The organism is Paenibacillus sp. FSL H7-0735 (genome assembly GCF_038008505.1).
Classification (GTDB): Bacteria; Bacillota; Bacilli; order Paenibacillales; family Paenibacillaceae; genus Paenibacillus_AQ; species Paenibacillus_AQ odorifer.
Genome location: NZ_JBBOZH010000001.1, coordinates 451,114 through 469,524 on the forward strand (window position 1 = coordinate 451,114; position 18,411 = coordinate 469,524).

Annotated in this window: 14 protein-coding genes; 12 read left to right on the forward strand and 2 right to left on the reverse strand. The window is 49.6% G+C overall.

Annotated elements, in window-relative coordinates:
- Positions 1-17: 17 nt before the first annotated feature.
- From NSS82_RS02055 to NSS82_RS02065, 3 genes are all read left to right on the forward strand, one after another.
- The gene (locus tag NSS82_RS02055; protein WP_280513476.1) at positions 18-1,622 is read left to right on the forward strand and encodes a sensor histidine kinase; all 1,605 of its coding nucleotides are present in this window, start codon (positions 18-20) and stop codon (positions 1,620-1,622) included.
- Positions 1,619-2,347, forward strand: coding sequence for a LytR/AlgR family response regulator transcription factor (locus NSS82_RS02060; protein WP_036687441.1), 729 nt, complete (start codon positions 1,619-1,621; stop codon positions 2,345-2,347). Before NSS82_RS02055 ends, NSS82_RS02060 begins: the two co-directional genes overlap by 4 nt.
- A 138-nt stretch (positions 2,348-2,485) precedes the next feature.
- Positions 2,486-3,730 (forward strand): L-lactate MFS transporter, encoded by a 1,245-nt coding sequence (locus NSS82_RS02065; RefSeq protein ID WP_076274143.1) that lies wholly within the window; start codon positions 2,486-2,488, stop codon positions 3,728-3,730.
- A 342-nt stretch (positions 3,731-4,072) separates the two neighbouring features.
- Here NSS82_RS02065 and NSS82_RS02070 read toward each other — a convergent pair whose 3' ends face one another.
- Both NSS82_RS02070 and NSS82_RS02075 read right to left on the reverse strand, forming a co-directional pair.
- Positions 4,073-4,210 carry a hypothetical protein gene (locus tag NSS82_RS02070; RefSeq protein ID WP_341056186.1) on the reverse strand — a complete coding sequence of 46 codons (138 nt, stop codon included), beginning with the start codon at positions 4,208-4,210 and terminating at the stop codon, positions 4,073-4,075.
- A gap of 290 nt (positions 4,211-4,500) precedes the next feature.
- Positions 4,501-5,412, reverse strand: a complete 912-nt coding sequence (locus NSS82_RS02075; protein WP_038568333.1) for a helix-turn-helix transcriptional regulator — start codon at positions 5,410-5,412, stop codon at positions 4,501-4,503.
- A gap of 190 nt (positions 5,413-5,602) precedes the next feature.
- Between NSS82_RS02075 and NSS82_RS02080 the strand changes: the two genes are divergently transcribed.
- The 9 genes from NSS82_RS02080 (at position 5,603) to NSS82_RS02120 (ending at position 18,269) form a co-directional block, all read left to right on the forward strand.
- Positions 5,603-6,718: a glycoside hydrolase family 88/105 protein gene (locus NSS82_RS02080; RefSeq protein WP_076274105.1), complete on the forward strand. Its 1,116-nt coding sequence runs from the start codon at positions 5,603-5,605 to the stop codon at positions 6,716-6,718.
- A gap of 127 nt (positions 6,719-6,845) precedes the next feature.
- Positions 6,846-7,892: an inositol 2-dehydrogenase gene (gene iolG / locus NSS82_RS02085; RefSeq protein WP_052096728.1), complete on the forward strand. Its 1,047-nt coding sequence runs from the start codon at positions 6,846-6,848 to the stop codon at positions 7,890-7,892.
- A 38-nt stretch (positions 7,893-7,930) separates the two neighbouring features.
- Entirely contained in the window at positions 7,931-8,761 is an 831-nt protein-coding gene (gene iolB, locus NSS82_RS02090) for a 5-deoxy-glucuronate isomerase (RefSeq protein WP_076134818.1), read from the forward strand.
- A gap of 185 nt (positions 8,762-8,946) precedes the next feature.
- A complete protein-coding gene (locus NSS82_RS02095; RefSeq protein WP_076101202.1) occupies positions 8,947-9,957 on the forward strand; it encodes a LacI family DNA-binding transcriptional regulator in 1,011 nt (336 codons plus the stop codon).
- A gap of 263 nt (positions 9,958-10,220) precedes the next feature.
- Entirely contained in the window at positions 10,221-11,231 is a 1,011-nt protein-coding gene (iolC, locus tag NSS82_RS02100; protein ID WP_038568343.1) for a 5-dehydro-2-deoxygluconokinase, read from the forward strand.
- 110 nt (positions 11,232-11,341) lie between these two features.
- Positions 11,342-12,802: a CoA-acylating methylmalonate-semialdehyde dehydrogenase gene (locus NSS82_RS02105; RefSeq protein ID WP_076274104.1), complete on the forward strand. Its 1,461-nt coding sequence runs from the start codon at positions 11,342-11,344 to the stop codon at positions 12,800-12,802.
- Positions 12,803-12,828: 26 nt separating this feature from the next.
- Positions 12,829-14,802, forward strand: a complete 1,974-nt coding sequence (gene iolD, locus NSS82_RS02110) for a 3D-(3,5/4)-trihydroxycyclohexane-1,2-dione acylhydrolase (decyclizing) (RefSeq protein WP_076274103.1) — start codon at positions 12,829-12,831, stop codon at positions 14,800-14,802.
- Between the two features lie 39 nt (positions 14,803-14,841).
- Positions 14,842-15,738: a myo-inosose-2 dehydratase gene (gene iolE, locus NSS82_RS02115; RefSeq protein WP_076101267.1), complete on the forward strand. Its 897-nt coding sequence runs from the start codon at positions 14,842-14,844 to the stop codon at positions 15,736-15,738.
- 281 nt (positions 15,739-16,019) lie between these two features.
- Positions 16,020-18,269: a helix-turn-helix domain-containing protein gene (locus tag NSS82_RS02120; RefSeq protein ID WP_076274102.1), complete on the forward strand. Its 2,250-nt coding sequence runs from the start codon at positions 16,020-16,022 to the stop codon at positions 18,267-18,269.
- Positions 18,270-18,411 lie beyond the last annotated feature (142 nt).

The following is an 18,411-nucleotide window of genomic DNA, read 5'->3' on the forward strand; positions in this document are numbered from 1 at the left end:
GAGCTGCGTTATTGCTGATGTGTCTATTTGTATTGACTCGTCTGCCGCGGTTTAAAGAGGTTTTTCAAAAAGGGAGTTACGCTCCGCAAGAGCTTGCTATTGCAACGATGATCTTCAGCTTATTTGCCATTTTCGGCACTTATAGCGGAATTAATGTGGAAGGTTCGCTTGTGAATGTACGAATTATCGCCATCGTATCTGGCGGGATTTTGTTCGGGCCATGGGTTGGACTTATAACAGGCATCATCTCAGGGGTTCACCGTTTTCTGATTGATATCGGAGGGGTAACCTCTCTTCCTTGTCTGATTACGAGTATCACCGCGGGCATAGTGTCTGGGATAATCTATCGCCGCACCTCTGGTGAGCGTCGCTGGATAGCAGGCATTTTGGCGGGAATGGCCTGTGAGGCACTGACGATGCTGCTCATTCTAGCGATGGCTCAGCCGATGTCGCTGGGTGTGGATATCGTGTCCAAGATCGCTTTTCCGATGATTATGAGCCAGATTAGTGTCGGCCTGATTGTCGTGTTAGTGCAGAGCGTGGAAGGTGAGAAGGAACGGATTGCGGCTAAGCAGTCCAAGCTGGCGCTTGATATTGCCAATAAGACCTTGCCGTATTTTCGCAATATTAACCAGGAGTCGCTGCACACCATCTGCCAGATCATCAAAGAGGATATCGGTGCAGACGCTGTAGCGATTACTGATACTCGGTTTATTCGTGCCTATGTTGGTGTGGGTGAGGAGGATTATGAGACAACTAACGATATTATCAGTGAGGAAACTAAAGTAACGTTGTCCAGTGGTGAAATTACGATCCGTAATGATGATAGTGATTACGTGAATCCGCAGATCAAGTCGCTGATCATTATTCCTTTAAAGGAAAAGGGTGAGGTGACGGGAGCGCTCAAAATCTATTACACCAAAGCCCACAAGATTACCTACTCACTTCAAGCTATGGCCGTGGGTCTGTCGCAAATGATCTCTACCTTGATGGAAGTGTCGCGGGTGGAAGGCATTAAGGAAATGGCGAACAAAGCGGAGCTGAAGGCACTGCAGACCAGCATTAACCCGCATTTTTTATTCAATGCACTGAATGCGATTGCGTCCTCGATTCGAATTAATCCGGATAAGGCGCGTGAGCTGATTGTGAATCTGTCCGGTTATATGAGATACAATCTGGAGCTTACCGATGAATTCATTGATATCAAACGAGAGCTACAGCAGGTCCAGCAATACGTAGAGATCGAAAAGGCGCGTTTTGGAAGCCGGCTTAACGTGCTTTATGATATTGATGAGGTTCAGGTTCGGATTCCGAGTCTGATCATTCAGCCGCTTGTAGAAAATGCGATTATACATGGCATACTGAAGGTAAGAGGGACAGGAACAGTAACGATTTCTGTAAAAGACCACGGGGATACCGTACGGGTGGGCATTCGCGATACCGGAGCTGGCATCAGCGAGGAAACGATAGAGAAGGTCTATACTGGCGATATGCCGGAGAATAAAATCGGGCTGTTTAATGTACACCAACGGGTAAAGCTGATCTATGGGACTGGACTTACCATTCAGAGATTGGATAAAGGGACGAACATCTTTTTTGATGTTAAAAAGGAGGACCAATGAGAGCGATCATCGTAGAGGATGAAGAGCTGGCAAGACAGGAGCTGGCTTATTTAATAGAGACGCACAGCGGGATCGATATAACGGCACAGTTTGAAGATGGGCTGGACGCGCTTAAATTTTTGCAGAGTGATACGGTAGATGTGATTTTTCTGGATATTAATATTCCCTCTATCGATGGGGTGCTGTTGGCACAGAATATCAGTAGATTCTCGGTAAAACCCTACATAGTGTTCATCACTGCGTATAAGGAGCATGCCGCTGAGGCGTTTGAGATTGAAGCTTTTGACTATATTCTTAAGCCGTATAGCGAGGTTCGCATTAAAGCCATGCTGCACAAGCTGGAAAATGCGTTTGCCAACCGTGGACGACAGGGGGAAGAGGAGCGTAATCCGGTCAGTGACAAGGTTAATCTGTGGAAAAATGAAAAGATTATCGTAGTGAATGCCGACGATATTTATTACGCCTCCGCGCAGGAAAAAAGTACAAGTGTGATGACTAAAGGTGAGGAATACAGCATGGCACTTAGTATTAGCGATTTCTTTCAGCGGCTGCCGCAGGATCGTTTTTTTCGCTGCCATCGTTCCTATATTGTTAACCTGTCCAAGATCAAGGAAATCATCCCGTGGTTCAACAATACGTATTTGCTGCGCCTGCATGATTTAGATTTTGAAGTGCCGGTAAGTCGTAGTAAGGTAAAAGAATTCAGGCAGATTATGCGCTTATAAATGCAATTCATTCTTCATTTCCGTCATCTCATGCCGGATTTCTCTCAACATCGGCTGGTTTAGCTACAATAAAGAGGCGATAGAAGCTCTTGTAGCAGACAACGAGAGAGAAAGAAGGAAAAGACCATGACTACGACAATGGACAGCAAAAGCACCAAACGGTGGCTAATCGTATTAGGTACAGTAATTATGCAAATGGGTCTAGGTACCATCTATACATGGAGTTTATTTAATGCGCATCTGGTAACAAAATTTGGCTGGGAGCTTAACTCCGTTTCGATTACTTTTTCTATAACGAGCTTTGCACTCGCTTTCGCGACCTTGTTCGCAGGGAAGCTGCAGGATCGTTTCGGGCTTCGCCGTTTGACTGCTACTGCTGGGATTGTGCTCGGACTAGGATTGATCCTTAGCTCGCAGGCCAATTCACTCTTCATGTTCTATTTATTGATTGGGGTGATCGTTGGTTTTGCGGATGGGACAGCTTATATCACTTCATTATCTAATTTAATTAAATGGTTTCCGAATAATAAAGGTTTAATCTCCGGCGTATCCGTTGGTGCTTATGGAACAGGGAGTTTGATCTTTAAATATATTAACGGCGGGTTGATTGACTCAGTGGGTGTGTCTAATACATTTATGTATTGGGGTTTGATTGTTATGGGCATGATTGTAATCGGTTCCTTGCTCGTAAGAGAAGCCCCGGTTCAAGCGGCCCCAGCACCAGCGGGTTCAACGACAGCTGCAGTAATGAGTTCACCGAAAGACTATACGGTCAAAGAAATGCTGCGGACAAAAGAAGCGTATCTGCTATTTATCATCTTTTTCACCGCCTGTATGTGTGGTCTGTATTTGATCGGTATTGTAAAAGATATCGGCGTGCAGCTGGCTGGACTTGATGTACAGACTGCAGCTAGTGCGGTGGCTATGATTGCGATCTTTAATACAGCGGGACGTTTAATTCTGGGTGCTTTATCTGACAAAATGAGTCGCTTGAAGCTGGTAGGCGCATCACTTGCTGTAACTGCGGCGGCTATGCTGACCCTCAGCTACGCGACCCTGAATTTCGGACTTTTCTTCACTTGTGTAGCAGCCATTGCGTTCTGCTTTGGCGGGAATATCACGGTGTTCCCGGCCATTGTCAGCGACTTCTTCGGACTGAAAAATCACAGTAAGAACTACGGAATCGTCTACCAAGGTTTTGGTATTGGTGCCCTTTCCGGTTCGTTTATCGCCGTCTTCCTAGGCGGGTTCAAACCAACCTTTGTTATCTTTGGCCTCTTGTGCCTGCTGGCCTGCATCATCGCGATTTCTCTGAAACCGCCAGTGGCGAAGTCGAAAGAGAAAAAAGCGCTGCGTCTCAAAGCAACGGAACGTACGGCTTAAGGTGTAATTGAAGTTAGAGCCAGGCAGCGATTCTCCGGTTAGTGGAGAATTGCTGCCTGTTTTTTTGATTTGCGGTGGCTTGCTGAGCTGAGACTTGTTTGGGCGGATTATCTTCAATTGGGAGAAGGAGTTTTGCTGGGATCTGAGAAGTAACTGCATTCTGTACAACTATTCCGTATGAAATAGTGAATCTTCGGACTTTAGCTGTATTCTGTACAACTAAAACCTCGAGATGTTGCTTAGAGGCGAAAAAACCAAGGAAATAGTTGCACCAAATACAGCTATATCTAATGGTGGCGTGATGCGTGAAAAAATAGTTGTATGAAATACAGTTAAACGTGACTACCCTTGCACCAGCACCAGCACCAGCACCAGCACCAGCACCAGCACCAGCACCAGCACCAGCACCAGCACCAGCACCAGCACCAGCACCAGCACCAGCACCAGCACCAGCACCAGCACCAGCACCAGCACCAGCACCTATATCACTACGAGCGCCTAGCACCTACATCACTAGGAGCACTTAGCACCTACATCACTAGGAGCACCTAGCACCTATATCACTACAGGCACCTACACCAGCACCTACATCAGTACCTGCATCTGTACCAACGTCTGTGCGCCTGCACCATCACTTTTGCCATTCCTTTCCCTTCGTCTCTCTTTTGCGTCTAAACATTGCCTCCGTTACTGCTCAATATGTTTATTTAGAGGGTGGATAGATTTGTCGGACGCACAGCGGATTTTTTGTAACTAGGTAAGCAAGTACATCAATAGGACAGTGTGGTCGAAGCAGTGTTGGATGTGATCTGATTCTTGCGGAACTCGGATGGGGAGACCCCGCTAAGTTTATTGAATATGCGGTTGAACTGGGAGAAACTGTTGAATCCGCATTGCCCGGCGATCTCGGAAATCTTCAGGCGGGTGTAAATCAGCAATTGCTGGGCATTACGGACCCGGGTCATCTGAATATATTCTGTCAGCGTGGAGCCGGTAATTAACTTAAATTGGTGTGATAAATAATAGGAGCTGATAAAGAACTCTTTAGCGAGGAAATCAAGGGATAACTCGCTGTTGTAATGGCTATGGATGTATGCGGTGATCGAGTAGATTTTTTGCATAATGGCATTTCCGATCTCCTCTGGGACATAGCTGTTCTGATCCCTGCGCTGGTATAAAGCACATAGAAACTGTTGGAAAAGGCTGTGAATCAGTACTGGATTTAATGGTGAAGTGCTGTGTGATAAGGTGAAGATAGCGTTAAGAGGATCAAACACGGCTTTGCGCAACTCTTTTGGCAAACGGTAGATCGGTATTTCTTCCCAAAATGAGAGAAACATACTTTTGTAAGCGTTCTCTAAACCGGGTATATCCTTGGGCATGGCGAAGTTTATGATCAGCCGCTTAAACGGCGGCCCTTCCGGATATTGTGTCTTATGCATCCGATAAGGACGCAGGAGCACGATGTCATACTGCTGGAGGGCGCAGACATTCCCATCGATAATATGAGTGGCTCGGGAATCCATTAAGATATGAATCTCGTAAAAATCATGAAAATGCTGAAACTCCATATTGATATCGTGAGAACGCTGGTCATAATCAAAATAGTAAAAAAGGGGATCAACGGGCGTGTTGATACGTACGCTATATCCTTGTTCGTACAGTAAGTCGCTTTCAAGCAAATGCTCTCACCGCCTTATTCTGTAATATGCACTTATTATATGTTCAGAAAAGCAAGATTTGCAATATATGAGGGTTATTACAGCAAATATAAAGTAGTTTTTGTATGGAATGGTTTGATATATTACGGGTGAATGGAACTAGCCAACATGAGGGAAGACCCAAAATGGCAGGCGAAGGGGCGGAAAACAGATGAACAACAGCCGGATTAGTAAAGTTGAGATCATTGAAAAGCTGAACCGCGTGACGGATAAGCTGCTGAAGCTGGAGCGGCCGGAAAACGAAGCCGAACTGCAAAATTTAGGGGAGGATGCGGGACGACGGGGGTATTTTGCTCGTGATTTTGGCATGGAGGAATGGGATTGGCCGCAGGGAGTGGGGCTTTACGGACTTCAAAAACTTGAGCAGCATTTCAAGGATGAGCGTTATCAAGAATATGCCAAGCTTTGGATGAGCAAGCAGCTGGGCAAGGGGCTGCCGAGCCGGAATATCAATACAACAGCGCCGTTGCTGTCATTGATGGAACTGAAGGAATCGGAGGAATTAAGCCTGGAATGGGTACAGTGGTTGATGCATGGCCTGCCGCGGACGAAGGAGTCTGGTTATCAGCATGTCACAACAGGAGCGAGCAAGGATGAAGTTACGCTCAACGATAATGAAATCTGGATTGATACGTTATTTATGGCTATTTTGTTCACGGCAAAAATGGGTGTGAAATACGATAATTCCGCATGGCGGCAAGCGTCGCTTTACCAACTGCTGCTGCATATCAAATACCTGTATGATAAAAAGACAGGGCTGTTTTTTCATGGCTGGCATTTTGGCGGCCGGCATAATTTCAGCGAAGCCTTCTGGTGCCGGGGTAATAGCTGGTTTACACTCGGCCTGCCTGAATACCTGGATTTGATGGGGCCGTATCTGGACAGTGGAGTGTTTGAATATCTCCAACAGATCCTGAACGCACAGGCAACAGCTTTATTAGCCTGCCAGAGCGGAGACGGATTATGGCATACGCTGCTGGACGACTCTAGCAGTTATACTGAAACGTCAGGCTCAGCAGCTATCGCAGCGGGTATTTTGCATAGCGCACGCAGGGGGTTGTTGCCGGAATCGTATGCAGGTCATGCCCTGAAAGCGATCCGGGCGGTGCTGGACAGAATTGACGATGAAGGCACGGTGCTTGGTGTATCCGGCGGCACTCCGATTGGTGCTGCAAAAGAAGATTATAAGCAAATCATTATTGCCCCCATGGCCTACGGGCAGGCCATGGTTTTAGTCGCACTAGGTGAAGCGTTACATTACTGTTGAGGTTGAGTAAATAGCTAAGGCGAGAGTCAAAAAAGCTGGAGAAATATTTGCTTGTAACTTCGCTGGTGCTTGGAGTATACTATTTTCGGGATGGTTAAGCGCTTACCTTGAAGGAGGATAAGCAAACATGGTAAATCCGATCGTAGTTGGCATTATTGGGGCAGGCAGAATTGGCCGGCTTCATGCAGATAATCTGCGTGTAATGCCGTCGTTTAAGTTGAAATCCATTGCGGAGGCTGTGGTAAGTGAGGAATTGCTGGTCTGGGCAGAGAGCCGGAATCTTGGCTCTGCATTTGTGAATGGGCAAGACCTTCTGAATGACCCTGAGATCGAGGCTGTGTTTATCTGCACACCTACGGATACCCACGCCTCTTGGATTGAGCTAGCAGCCCGGGCTGGGAAACATATTTTCTGTGAAAAGCCGATCAGCCTGTCGTCGGAGTTTACCCACCAGGCACTGAAGATAGTGGAGGATGAGGGTGTATTGCTACAGGTCGGCTTCAACCGGCGAATGGACCCTAGCTTCCGCAAACTTAAGCAACTGGTTCAGTCAGGAGAGCTAGGCAGTCCACATGTTGTGAAGATCACATCACGTGATCCGCAGCCTCCGGGTGAGGCTTATGTGCGGTCTTCCGGCGGGATGTTTATGGATATGACGATTCACGATTTTGATATGGCCCGTTATCTGATGGGTGAGGAAGTAACAGAAGTTTATACCCGAGGTGCCAATCTCGTTGATCCGATGTTTGGGCGCTGCGATGATGTGGATACAGCTGTCATCACGCTGACCTTTGCCAGTGGCGCAATCTGCGTCATTGATAACAGCCGTAAGGCTGTATATGGTTATGATCAACGTGTGGAGGTGTTCGGTTCCTGCGGCTCAGCCACCGCCGACAACTGCCGTCCAACAACTGTAGAGGTTTCAACCGCTGCTTCGGTCACACGCGATCAGCCGCTTCATTTCTTTCTCGAGCGGTATAACCAGGCTTTCGTGGAAGAGGTTGCCGCATTTGCCCGGGCAATCCGCTTGCAGGAGCCTATCATTTGCAGCGGGCTTGATGGGCAACAGGCGGAACGGATTGCCGAAGCCGCTAAAGAATCCTATCTTACCGGGCTTCCGGTCAAGTTGTCTTCTTGTGCCGGAGAGGGAATATCGGCGACACATGCTTTGTAAGCGGATGCAGATGCTGAAGATGGGGGAGGTCTGTGAAGATGTCCAATCTAATCATAAAAGCCGGAGCACCCGGCAAAGATGGACTTGTAGCGGCAGTTAGCAAGGAGAGCGCTGGATGGGAGTATGTAGGTTTTGAAGTGTACCAGCTGCAGGTTGGGGATACGCTGAGCCGCAGCGCGGAAGGGAATGAAATCTGTCTGGTGCTGCTGGCGGGCAAGGCGGATGTGAGAGCAGGCGCCCAGTTGTTCGCCGGGATCGGTGAACGTATGTCTGTATTTGAGGATTTGCCGCCGTATGCGGTGTATATTCCGGCGGGAGGGCATTATGAAGTTACGGCCTTGACGGAGCTGGAACTTGCGGTTTGCCTTGCACCAGGAACGGGCAAATATGCGCCACGTTTGATCGCTCCGTGCGATACTGTAGCCGAAGCCCGCGGTTCTGGCAGCATGTCACGGCGAGTGGTCAACATTTTGCCTGAGCAGAGTGAAGCCGAGAGCCTGCTGGTCGTGGAAGTACGAACGGGTGGCGGCAATTGGTCCAGCTATCCTCCGCACAAGCATGACTGTGACAATCTACCTGCTGAGTCTTATCTGGAAGAGACATACTACCACCGGGTTAACCCGGCTCATGGTTTTGTAGTGCAGCGGGTGTATAATGATGACCGCAGCCTCGATGAGACGATGGCGGTGTCTGACCGCAGTATTGTATTGGTTCCAGAGGGCTATCATCCTGTATCGGCACCGCCGGGTTATGATTCTTATTATCTCAATGTGATGGCAGGTCCGGTCCGCACATGGGTTTTTCATAATGATCCGGAACATGAATGGCTGTTCGAGATGCAGCAACACCAGAAGGATAAGAAGGAATAGTGTAGCAGCACGCACGAAAAGGGGGCTTCCGCAAGGCGGAGGCTCCTTCTTTGTGTCGATGTATTGACCAAATGTTCGCCACAGTAACAGAGTCCCTTGCACCGCTTAATAGACACTGTCAGAAGAGTTCCTTATAATCTAGGTATAGGATTGATTGTACGAACGTAAAGGCGGGCTCACTAACGATGAAACCTACGATATATGATGTGGCACGGGAAGCGGGAGTCTCCATCGCTACGGTGTCCAAGGTGTTGAACAAGAACGGGAGAATTAGCGATAAGACACGGGAGAAGGTTCATCGGATCATGGAGGAGCTGAATTACCAGCCGAGTCTGGTGGCCTCTGCGCTGACGAGTCGCCGAACGGGAACGATCGGGCTGATGATTCCCGATATTTCCAACCCCTTTTTTGCTGAGGCGGCCCGAGGTATTGAGGATTATGCTCAGGAGCAGGGAAGCGACTTGATTGTATGCAGTACAGACCGGGATGATGAGAAGGCGGCCCGGTATATCTCACTGCTCCTGCGCAAACGGGTGGACGGTATAATCATTGCTTCTCATACAGGGAATCCGGATATGGTCCGCCGCCTGCTGGCTGATCACGTGCCGCTTGTGTTATTTTCGGCTGATATCCGGATGATGGAGAGCAACAGCGTCACGGTGGATGACTATAAGGGAGGCTATCAGGCGACAGAATATCTGTTGTCCTTGGGCCATCGCAGGCTCGGCGTTATCTCTGACAATTTACCGGGGAGTAAGCTGCGCGTGGAAGGCTTTATGGATGCGCTCAAGGCAGCAGGTGTTGGCTTTGACAATCCGGCTAATCTCACGCATACCTCAGCCACGCTGGAGAACGGCCGCAAAGCGGCTGCCGCGATGCTAGCTCAGGCGCAGGAAGACCGGCCGACCGCGATATTCGCTTGCAACGATCTGCTCGCGATTGGGATATTGAAGGAGGCGCGCAGCGCAGGCTTGTCAATTCCCCGTGATCTGTCCGTAGTGGGTTTTGACAATACAATGCTGGCTGAAATTTGCCATCCCACCTTGACCAGTATTGCTCAGCCTCTGCGTGAGATGACGGAACAGGCGATGATTCTGCTGAACGAATCTATCGACAATCCCGATAGTCCTAAGCGCAAGATCATGCTGATGCCGGAACTGATAGTCCGCCATTCCACCGGACCGGCACCGCATTAGGAAGACACAAACTCTACAAACGGAGTAAGAACGCCGACTCCTATCTGAAGACCTGTACTTCGCTTAGCGGCGAGATACAGGTCTTTTCTTTGCTTTTTTCTGATACATGAGTTCAGATCCCAACTTCGTTTAAGTTCAGGATTGCCAAACTCCAATTTCTAAACTATACTAATGGAAATTAGGTTAAGCGCTTAACCCATCCCCCGATGATTGTTGTTTCTCATTAATCCATTTCACTGAAGTTTTCTCAAGGAGGCGTCATAATGAACGGTTTACAGTTCGATCCTGCACGACCGCTGGATTTAATCGCTGTCGGTCGGCTCTGTATTGACTTGAACGCTAATGAAACCGGAAGACCAATGGAAGAGACACTGACCTTTACCAAATATGTTGGCGGCTCTCCTGCCAATATCATAATTGGAGCAGCACGGCTAGGGATGCGCACTGGCTTTATCGGTAAGATATCCGATGATCAGATGGGCCGTTTTATCCGAACTTATCTGCAAAGGAATGGCATTGACGATAGCCAGGTGAGTGTTGACCAGACTGGTGCAGTGACTGGGCTTGCTTTTACTGAAATAAAGAGCCCTCAGGAGTGCAGCATTCTGATGTACCGGGATCATGTGGCTGATTTGCTGCTGAGTACGGAGGAGATCTCGGAAGAGTATATTCGGAAGTCCAAGGCACTGCTGATCTCAGGTACTGCACTGGCACAAAGTCCGTCCCGTGAGGCTGTGTTTGTCGCTTTGGAGTTCGCCCGCAAGCACAATGTCACTGTATTTTTTGATCTCGATTACCGCCCCTATACGTGGAAGTCAGCCGCAGAAACAGCGGTTTATTATAATCTGGCAGCTGAGAAATGCGATTGTATCATCGGTACCCGTGAGGAATTTAATATGATGGAGAGCCTGTACAATGTAACAGATGCAGATGACGAAGCAACAGTTAACCGCTGGTTCTCGCACCAAGCAAAGCTGGTCGTTATCAAGCATGGCGGGAGTGGTTCAATCTCCTACACGGCGGATGGGCAGAAGCATCGGAGTGGTATTTTTCCCGCTAAAGTATTGAAGACATTTGGAGCCGGAGATTCTTACGCCTCAGCCTTTATTCACAGTCTAATGCGGGGGGAAAGCGTGGGTGAGGCCATGCGCCGCGGCAGCGCGTCGGCATCCATTGTCATCTCCCGCCACAGCTGTTCGGATGCCATGCCAACCTTGGATGAATTGGAAGCGTTTTTATTGTCTAACGAGGAAATCACTTCAGGTGCAGAGTAAGTAGGCGGAGGTTGGAGAGGACACAACTCAAACAACCCCAGATCGAATAGCTATGCAAGATTAGATTACATTCGCGGGATCGCATTAATAGAGATGAAGGAGTGAGTAGAATGGCACAGCAAACCGTGCAAGTGCTGAACAACTATATTGACGGGCAGTGGGTAGAGGCGGCTGCGGAGCAGACAGAAACGGTATACAATCCAGCGTCTGGTGAGGAGATGGCAAGTGTTCCGCTGTCCAGCAGAGTCGATGTTGATCGGGCAGTGGCGGCGGCAAAGGCGGCTTTTGCAGGCTGGTCCAAGACACCGGTGCCGCGCAGAGCGCGGATCTTGTTCAAATATCAGCAGCTGCTGGTGGACCATTGGGATGAACTGGCGAAGACGATCACGCTGGAGAATGGAAAAAGCTTCAAAGAGGCCTACGGAGAGGTGCAGCGCGGCATTGAGTGTGTGGAATTTGCGGCAGGTGCGCCGACGCTGATGATGGGCCGGCAGCTGCCCGACATCGCGACAGGCATCGAGTCTGGGATGTATCGCTATCCCATCGGTGTAGTCGGCGGGATCACACCGTTTAATTTTCCGATGATGGTGCCTTGCTGGATGTTCCCGTTGGCCATCGCCTGTGGAAATACCTTTGTGCTGAAGCCCTCCGAACGCACACCGCTGCTGGCAGCGCGTTTGGTCGAATTGCTAGAGGAAGCCGGGCTTCCGAAAGGCGTGCTCAATCTGGTTAACGGTGCGCATGAGGTGGTAAACGGCCTGCTGGAGCATCCTGATGTGAAGGCGATTTCCTTCGTTGGCTCACAGCCAGTGGCCGAATATGTCTACAAGAAGGGTACGGCGTGTTTGAAGCGGGTTCAGGCGTTGGCAGGGGCGAAAAATCACTCTATCGTGTTGGCAGACGCGAATCTTGAGGCTTCGGCAACACAGATTGTCAACGCAGCCTTCGGCTCGGCGGGAGAGCGCTGTATGGCTTGCTCCGTGGTAACGGTGCAGGAAGAGGTTGCTGATGAGCTGATCTCCATCCTCCTGAGGGAATGTGAGCAGATGAACATCGGCAATGGTTTGGACGACGACACGTTTCTTGGGCCGGTTATCCGCCAAAGTCACAAAGACAAAACGGTCGCTTATATTGAACAAGGCGTGGCTGAGGGTGCTAAGTTGCTAAGGGACGGCCGGGCGGATGCCGCGGTGCAGGGACAGGGTTATTTTATCGGGCCAACCTTGTTTGATGGAGTGACCCGGGAAATGAAAATCTGGCAGGAGGAAATCTTCGCGCCTGTCCTGGCAGTGATCCGTGTCAAGGATGTAGAAGAGGCGATTGAAATTGCCAATACCTCTCGTTTTGCCAACGGGGCATGTATTTTTACGAATGACGGCGGGAAAGTGCGCTATTTCCGGGAAAATATCGAGTCAGGCATGTTGGGTGTCAATGTGGGAGTGCCAGCACCGATGGCCTTTTTCCCTTTCTCCGGCTGGAAGGATTCCTTCTATGGCGATTTGCATGCGAATGGAAGCGACGGGGTTGAATTTTATACACGCAAAAAAGTCGTCACTGCCCGCTGGCAGTAACAAAAACGGCGAAAGGGAGGCTTCATGTGGATACGATTAGATTAACGACGGCGCAGGCGCTGGTGAAATTTCTGAACCAGCAATATGTGGACTTTGGCAATGGACCGGAGCGTTTTGTACACGGTATATTCACCGTTTTCGGCCACGGCAATGTACTTGGTTTGGGGCAGGCACTTCAGGAGGCGCCGGGTGAGTTGACGGTCTATCAGGGGAGAAATGAGCAAGGAATGGTTCATACGGCGACTGCCTTCGCGAAGCAGAGCCGCAGACGGCGAATCATGGCCTGCACCGCTTCGGTAGGGCCGGGTTCAGCCAATATGCTGACAGCCGCTGCCACTGCGACGGCGAATCAGATTCCCGTGCTGCTGCTCCCCGGCGATACCTTTGCCACCCGTCAACCGGACCCGGTACTTCAGCAAATGGAGCACACCTACAATCTGTCGATAACGGTCAACGATGCCTTCAAAGCGGTGAGCAAATATTGGGACCGGATTTATCGGCCAGAGCAACTGATGACAGCATTGCTGAACGCGATGCGTGTGCTGACTGATCAGGCAGACACCGGGGCAGTCACGATTGCGCTGCCGCAGGATGTGCAAGGGGAGGCCTGGGACTATCCACTTGAGTTCTTCCGCAAGCGCATCCATCGGATCGTTTCCCGTACTCCGCATCCGGATGAGCTTGCTGCGGCTGCTGATCTTATTGCCAGCAAACAGCGACCTCTGCTGGTCTGTGGGGGTGGAGTCCGGTATGCAGATGCAGGGATGGAATTACGTGCATTTGCAGAGAAATTCGCCATCCCATTCGGTGAGACGCAAGCCGGAAAAAGTGCCGTGGCAAGCGACTGTGCCTACAATCTCGGTGGCATAGGAGTTACCGGGAATGGCTGTGCTAATACGTTGGCCGCAGAAGCGGATCTGGTGATCGGTGTGGGTACCCGGTTTACGGACTTCACGACAGGTTCGAAGAGTTTGTTCGCCCATCCCGAGGTGGAGTTCCTGACAATTAACGCTTCCCTCTACCATGCCTCCAAGCTGGATGCGCTGGCTGTGGTCTGCGATGCTGCCGAAGGTCTTAGAGCGCTGTCTGCCACGTTGGAGGAGCGCGGTTACCGCACCGCTTATACAGATGAAATTGTAGTGGCAAAAAGGGCATGGGAAGTGGAAAGAAAGCGTCTATCTGACGTGGAGTATACGGTGAATCAGAAGGCAGATCGTTCAGATCGTCCAGATCGTTCTTCAGTTTCCTTCGTGCCGGAAGTTGCCGGACATCTTGACGAGAAGCTATCTGAATATGCGGCGAAGTTGAACACTTCGCTGGCGCAAACACAGGTACTCGGGATTCTCAATGAATATCTTCCGAAAGACGCCATTGTGATAGGAGCCGCAGGCAGCTTACCGGGTGACATGCAGCGGATGTGGAATTCCACTGTGCCGGATACTTACCATATGGAATATGGCTTTTCGTGTATGGGGTATGAAATCTCCGGTGCACTCGGTGCGAAATTGGCGGAGCCGGACCGGGAGGTATATGCATTGGTGGGCGATGGCAGCTATCAAATGCTGCATTCAGAACTAGTGACGAGCCTTCAGGAGAATAAGAAGATCAACGTCATTCTGCTAGATAACATGGGGTTTGGCTGCATTAACAACCTGCAGATGGAGCAAGGACTGGATAGCATGGCGACTGAATTCCGCTACCGGGGCCCGGAAGGTCAGCTGAGCGGCGAACTGATAGGCATAGATTATGCAGCAAGTGCCGCGGGATATGGAGTGAAGACCTTCCGTGCGTCAACGGCTGAGCAGCTGCGTGACGCTTTGAGGGAGGCTCAGCTGCAGGATCGTTCCACCCTAATCGACATTAAGGTGCTGCCCAAGACAATGACACATGGTTACGGAGCCTGGTGGAATGTTGGTGTTCCAGAAGTGTCCGGCAGTGAGGCCGTTCGGGCTGCCCACGAGCAGAAGCTTGAACAGCTTGGAAAGGCCCGCAGTTATTAGTATTAGTAATACTGTGAAACGGAAGGGGTAGAATCGATGATGTTCAAAGAACATGCGGTCAAGCTGGCGATTGCTCCTATCGCTTGGACTAATGATGATATGCCTGAACTGGGAAAAGACAATACCTTTGAACAGTGCATTAGCGAAATGGCGCTTGCCGGGTTTCAGGGAAGCGAGGTGGGCAACAAGTATCCACGCTCTCCGGAACGGCTGCGCCGGGCACTGGAGCTTCGTGGACTTGAGATTGCCAGCGCTTGGTTCAGCGCGTATCTGACTGTGCGGCCATATGAGGAGACAGCGGAGGCTTTTTGCGCGCATCGTGATTTTTTATATGAGATGGGTGCGAAGGTGATTGTCGTCTCAGAGCAAGGGCGGAGTATTCAGGGACAAATGGATACGCCGCTATTTGCTAATAAACCTGTATTCACAGAAGCGGAGTGGGCCGCACTTGCCGATGGACTGGGTGGGCTTGGCCGACTGGCTGCTGAAAAAGGTATGGCGCTTGTATACCATCATCATATGGGGACAGGGGTGCAGACTGGGGGCGAAATTGCTAGGCTAATGGAGCTCACGGAACCGGAAGAGGTGTCCCTGCTGTTCGATACCGGTCATCTAGCTTTTGCCGGTGAGAATCCCTTAGAAGTGCTGCACATCCATTTACCTCGAATTAAACATGTTCATTTGAAGGATATACGTCCGGAGGTTGTTCAGCGTGTGCTGCGGGATCAGCTCAGTTTTCTCCAGGCTGTAAAAGTGGGCGCATTCACCGTACCTGGCGATGGATGTATATCCTTTGCGGAGATTTTCACCGAATTGGCAAGTTACTCTTATACGGGATGGTTTGTAGTGGAAGCGGAGCAGGATCCGGCACTTGCCGATCCACTGGAATATGCGATCAAGGCGCGCCGTTATATCAGAGATCTGAGTGGTTTATAGGCCAAGGAGGGCTACCACTTGGTGCTTGGCAGCTGCTCGGACAGATTTATATGCGGGGGTTCACGGCTATGGCTGTGCGCACCTCGCCTTTTTAATGAGCAGGTGTAAAATACGAATGGCTTCGTTGGTCGGGTTCATGTTGTATGTGTTATAATGGCAGCAAATTAGGCGGAAGAGTTTCCATTTCCATGATGGTGCAGCCAAATATCTATGAACTACTCGTGCATTAACGGCTGAACCGTGGCCGGGTATCCTAACGGTTGTACAGAGGGGGTTATCTATTGTTCCGTTCCTGGTATCGCCGATTGCTGCTGTCCTACTTTCCTATTTTTTTGCTTACTGTGACGATACTGATTTTTGCCTCTTTTGTATTTATTAATGATATTTCACGAATGGAAACCAAAAAAGCGGACCGTATCACCGCCAGCTATCTTATGGATAATGTGGACCGAACGATCAAGGAAGCTGAATTGTCAGTGCTGGAGGCTGCTGAACGCAGCGATGCTTATAAACGTTATTTTAACAATCAAGGCCAGATGGATATGGCGACCGTCTACGCTGTTGCCCAGAATCTACGCAACTTGACGCGTGAATCGCCCTATATTCAGTCCATCTATCTTTATGACAAGAGAAATGAAAGCGTTTTAACAGAAACTGGATTAAAGGACCTTTCAGGATTTGTAGACGAGGATTGGATTGGCCGCATCACCTCCGGCTCTTTATCGGAAGGCTGGCAGCCTGTTAGGGAATACAAAGATGAATTTCAGCGTACGTCTATACGTGTGCTTACCATAAATAAAGGTATGCCGCTGCCCTTCGGTTCGGAGGGAGTTCTCGTAATCAATCTGAAAATGAGCGGAATGGAACAGATCGTCGACGGTATGGTCAACGAACAGTTGTCCTTTCTGACCATCTTTGGCGCAGATGGACAGGTGGTCTATCAGGCCCATTCGGACAGTGAAGGTGCCAAGAATGGGAAGCAGTTGAACACTTTATATATGGAAAGGCTTGGCTGGACGTTTTCCAGCGGAATCAAAACGGGCAGTCTATTCAGCTGGGTGTCAGTGATTTCTTACCTTTGGGTAGCTATTGCCTTAGGTACGGTTGTGTGCGCGATTTTTTACCTGATCTATGTTACGCGGCGGAACTATAAGCCAATTCAGGTGATTATGAACCGGATTGAAGGCCATCAAATTCGCAAGCTGGACCAATCCAGCGACAGACCGGACGAAATGATGCTCATTGACGGGGTGCTGGAAGATCTAATCAACCATATGACGGATTATGATAAGAAAAGCAGAGAGAATTTGCTGTTACAGCGCAGCAAGCTTTTCAACGATCTCTTGCAAAGCGAGAGGTTGGACAATGTCGTCCAGCGGATGGAAGAGCTGTCGCCGCTCTCCGGAGCTCATTCCACATCCCGCTTTATGGTTGTGCTAAGCGAAATCAACCGCTACGACAAGGTTTTTCAAGATCGGTATACAAGGGGCGATCAGAACACGCTTAAATTTGCCCTGATGAATGTCTTTCAAGAATTGGCGCGGAGTGCGGAATTGCAGGCTTGGGCGGAGTGGATTGGGACTGACCGGGCGGCAATTCTCTTCCTGACCACAGGAAGTGATGAAGAGATGGCAGAGAAAATCCGTGTATTCGCTGAGGACTGCCGCACCTGGGTGGAGCAGAATTTGCGCCTCTCCCTAAGCTTCGCTATCGGGCCAGTGGCGGCTGGGCCAGGGGAGATTCGCGATTCCTATGCGGCAGCGGAGAATGTGATGCAGCACAAGCTTTTAATGTACGAAGACATCGCTTTAACGGAATTTGGAGAAACGCGCCAGCCGCTTCTTGAGACATTCAAGTATCTACAAATGATTGCTGAGTTTGTTAAGCAGTTCCGGATGTCGAGCGGCCAATGGCGGGAACTGCTGGAAGGTGTTTTTGATGGTTTTAAACAGGATTATTTACAAGATGATGATATTCGCTCTCTAATTCAGGCCATGCTACAGATGCTGAGCCGGGAAGTGGCTGTCATGTCTGAGCAGCTGCAGGATGAGTTGTCAGCAGAAAATGCGGAGAAGCAGCTGAGGCGGCTGGAAGAGGCAGAATCCATAGATGAAATGAAGGGGATTTTGTTTGAGTATTTGACTGATTTATTCCGCACTTATGTTTCTGTCAGTGAGACTAAAAGCTACCGGGCGATGGTAACCGAGATGAAGAACTATATAGAAGAGAATTTTACAAATCCCGATCTCTCCTTAAAGCATTTGAGCGACCGGTTTCAGGTATCCGGCAAATATGCCAGCTATCTATTTAAAACAGAATTTAAAATGAAATTTGTTGATTTTCTAACAGAGCTACGCATGAAGGAAGCCGAAAAGCTTTTAGTGGAAACGGAATGTTCGCTGCAGGATATTGCACTCCAGGTGGGGTATGCGAATGCAATTACATTCGGCAGGGTATTCAAACGAGTATTAGGAATCACGCCGGGTGACTACCGTTCTTTAAAACGCGGGCGCGGGACCTCCAGACTATAGGCTGCCGACTTTATTAATCCAATAGCAAGTGAACAATAGTTTTTTATAACCGCATCTGTGCACGCCAACCTCTATGATGGGGGCGCGAACACCGATGCGGTCTTTATTTTCACACTTTTGAAAGCGGTTTATTCTACGAAAA

Excerpts from the sequence above, each read along its gene's own strand:
- NSS82_RS02055 (WP_280513476.1), top strand. The coding sequence starts at position 18 with ATGTGTCTATTTGTATTGACTCGTCTGCCGCGGTTTAAAGAGGTTTTT.
- NSS82_RS02060 (WP_036687441.1), top strand. The coding sequence starts at position 1,619 with ATGAGAGCGATCATCGTAGAGGATGAAGAGCTGGCAAGACAGGAGCTG.
- NSS82_RS02065 (WP_076274143.1), top strand. The coding sequence starts at position 2,486 with ATGGACAGCAAAAGCACCAAACGGTGGCTAATCGTATTAGGTACAGTA.
- NSS82_RS02080 (WP_076274105.1), top strand. The coding sequence starts at position 5,603 with ATGAACAACAGCCGGATTAGTAAAGTTGAGATCATTGAAAAGCTGAAC.
- iolG (WP_052096728.1), top strand. The coding sequence starts at position 6,846 with ATGGTAAATCCGATCGTAGTTGGCATTATTGGGGCAGGCAGAATTGGC.
- iolB (WP_076134818.1), top strand. The coding sequence starts at position 7,931 with ATGTCCAATCTAATCATAAAAGCCGGAGCACCCGGCAAAGATGGACTT.
- NSS82_RS02095 (WP_076101202.1), top strand. The coding sequence starts at position 8,947 with ATGAAACCTACGATATATGATGTGGCACGGGAAGCGGGAGTCTCCATC.
- iolC (WP_038568343.1), top strand. The coding sequence starts at position 10,221 with ATGAACGGTTTACAGTTCGATCCTGCACGACCGCTGGATTTAATCGCT.
- NSS82_RS02105 (WP_076274104.1), top strand. The coding sequence starts at position 11,342 with ATGGCACAGCAAACCGTGCAAGTGCTGAACAACTATATTGACGGGCAG.
- iolE (WP_076101267.1), top strand. The coding sequence starts at position 14,842 with ATGTTCAAAGAACATGCGGTCAAGCTGGCGATTGCTCCTATCGCTTGG.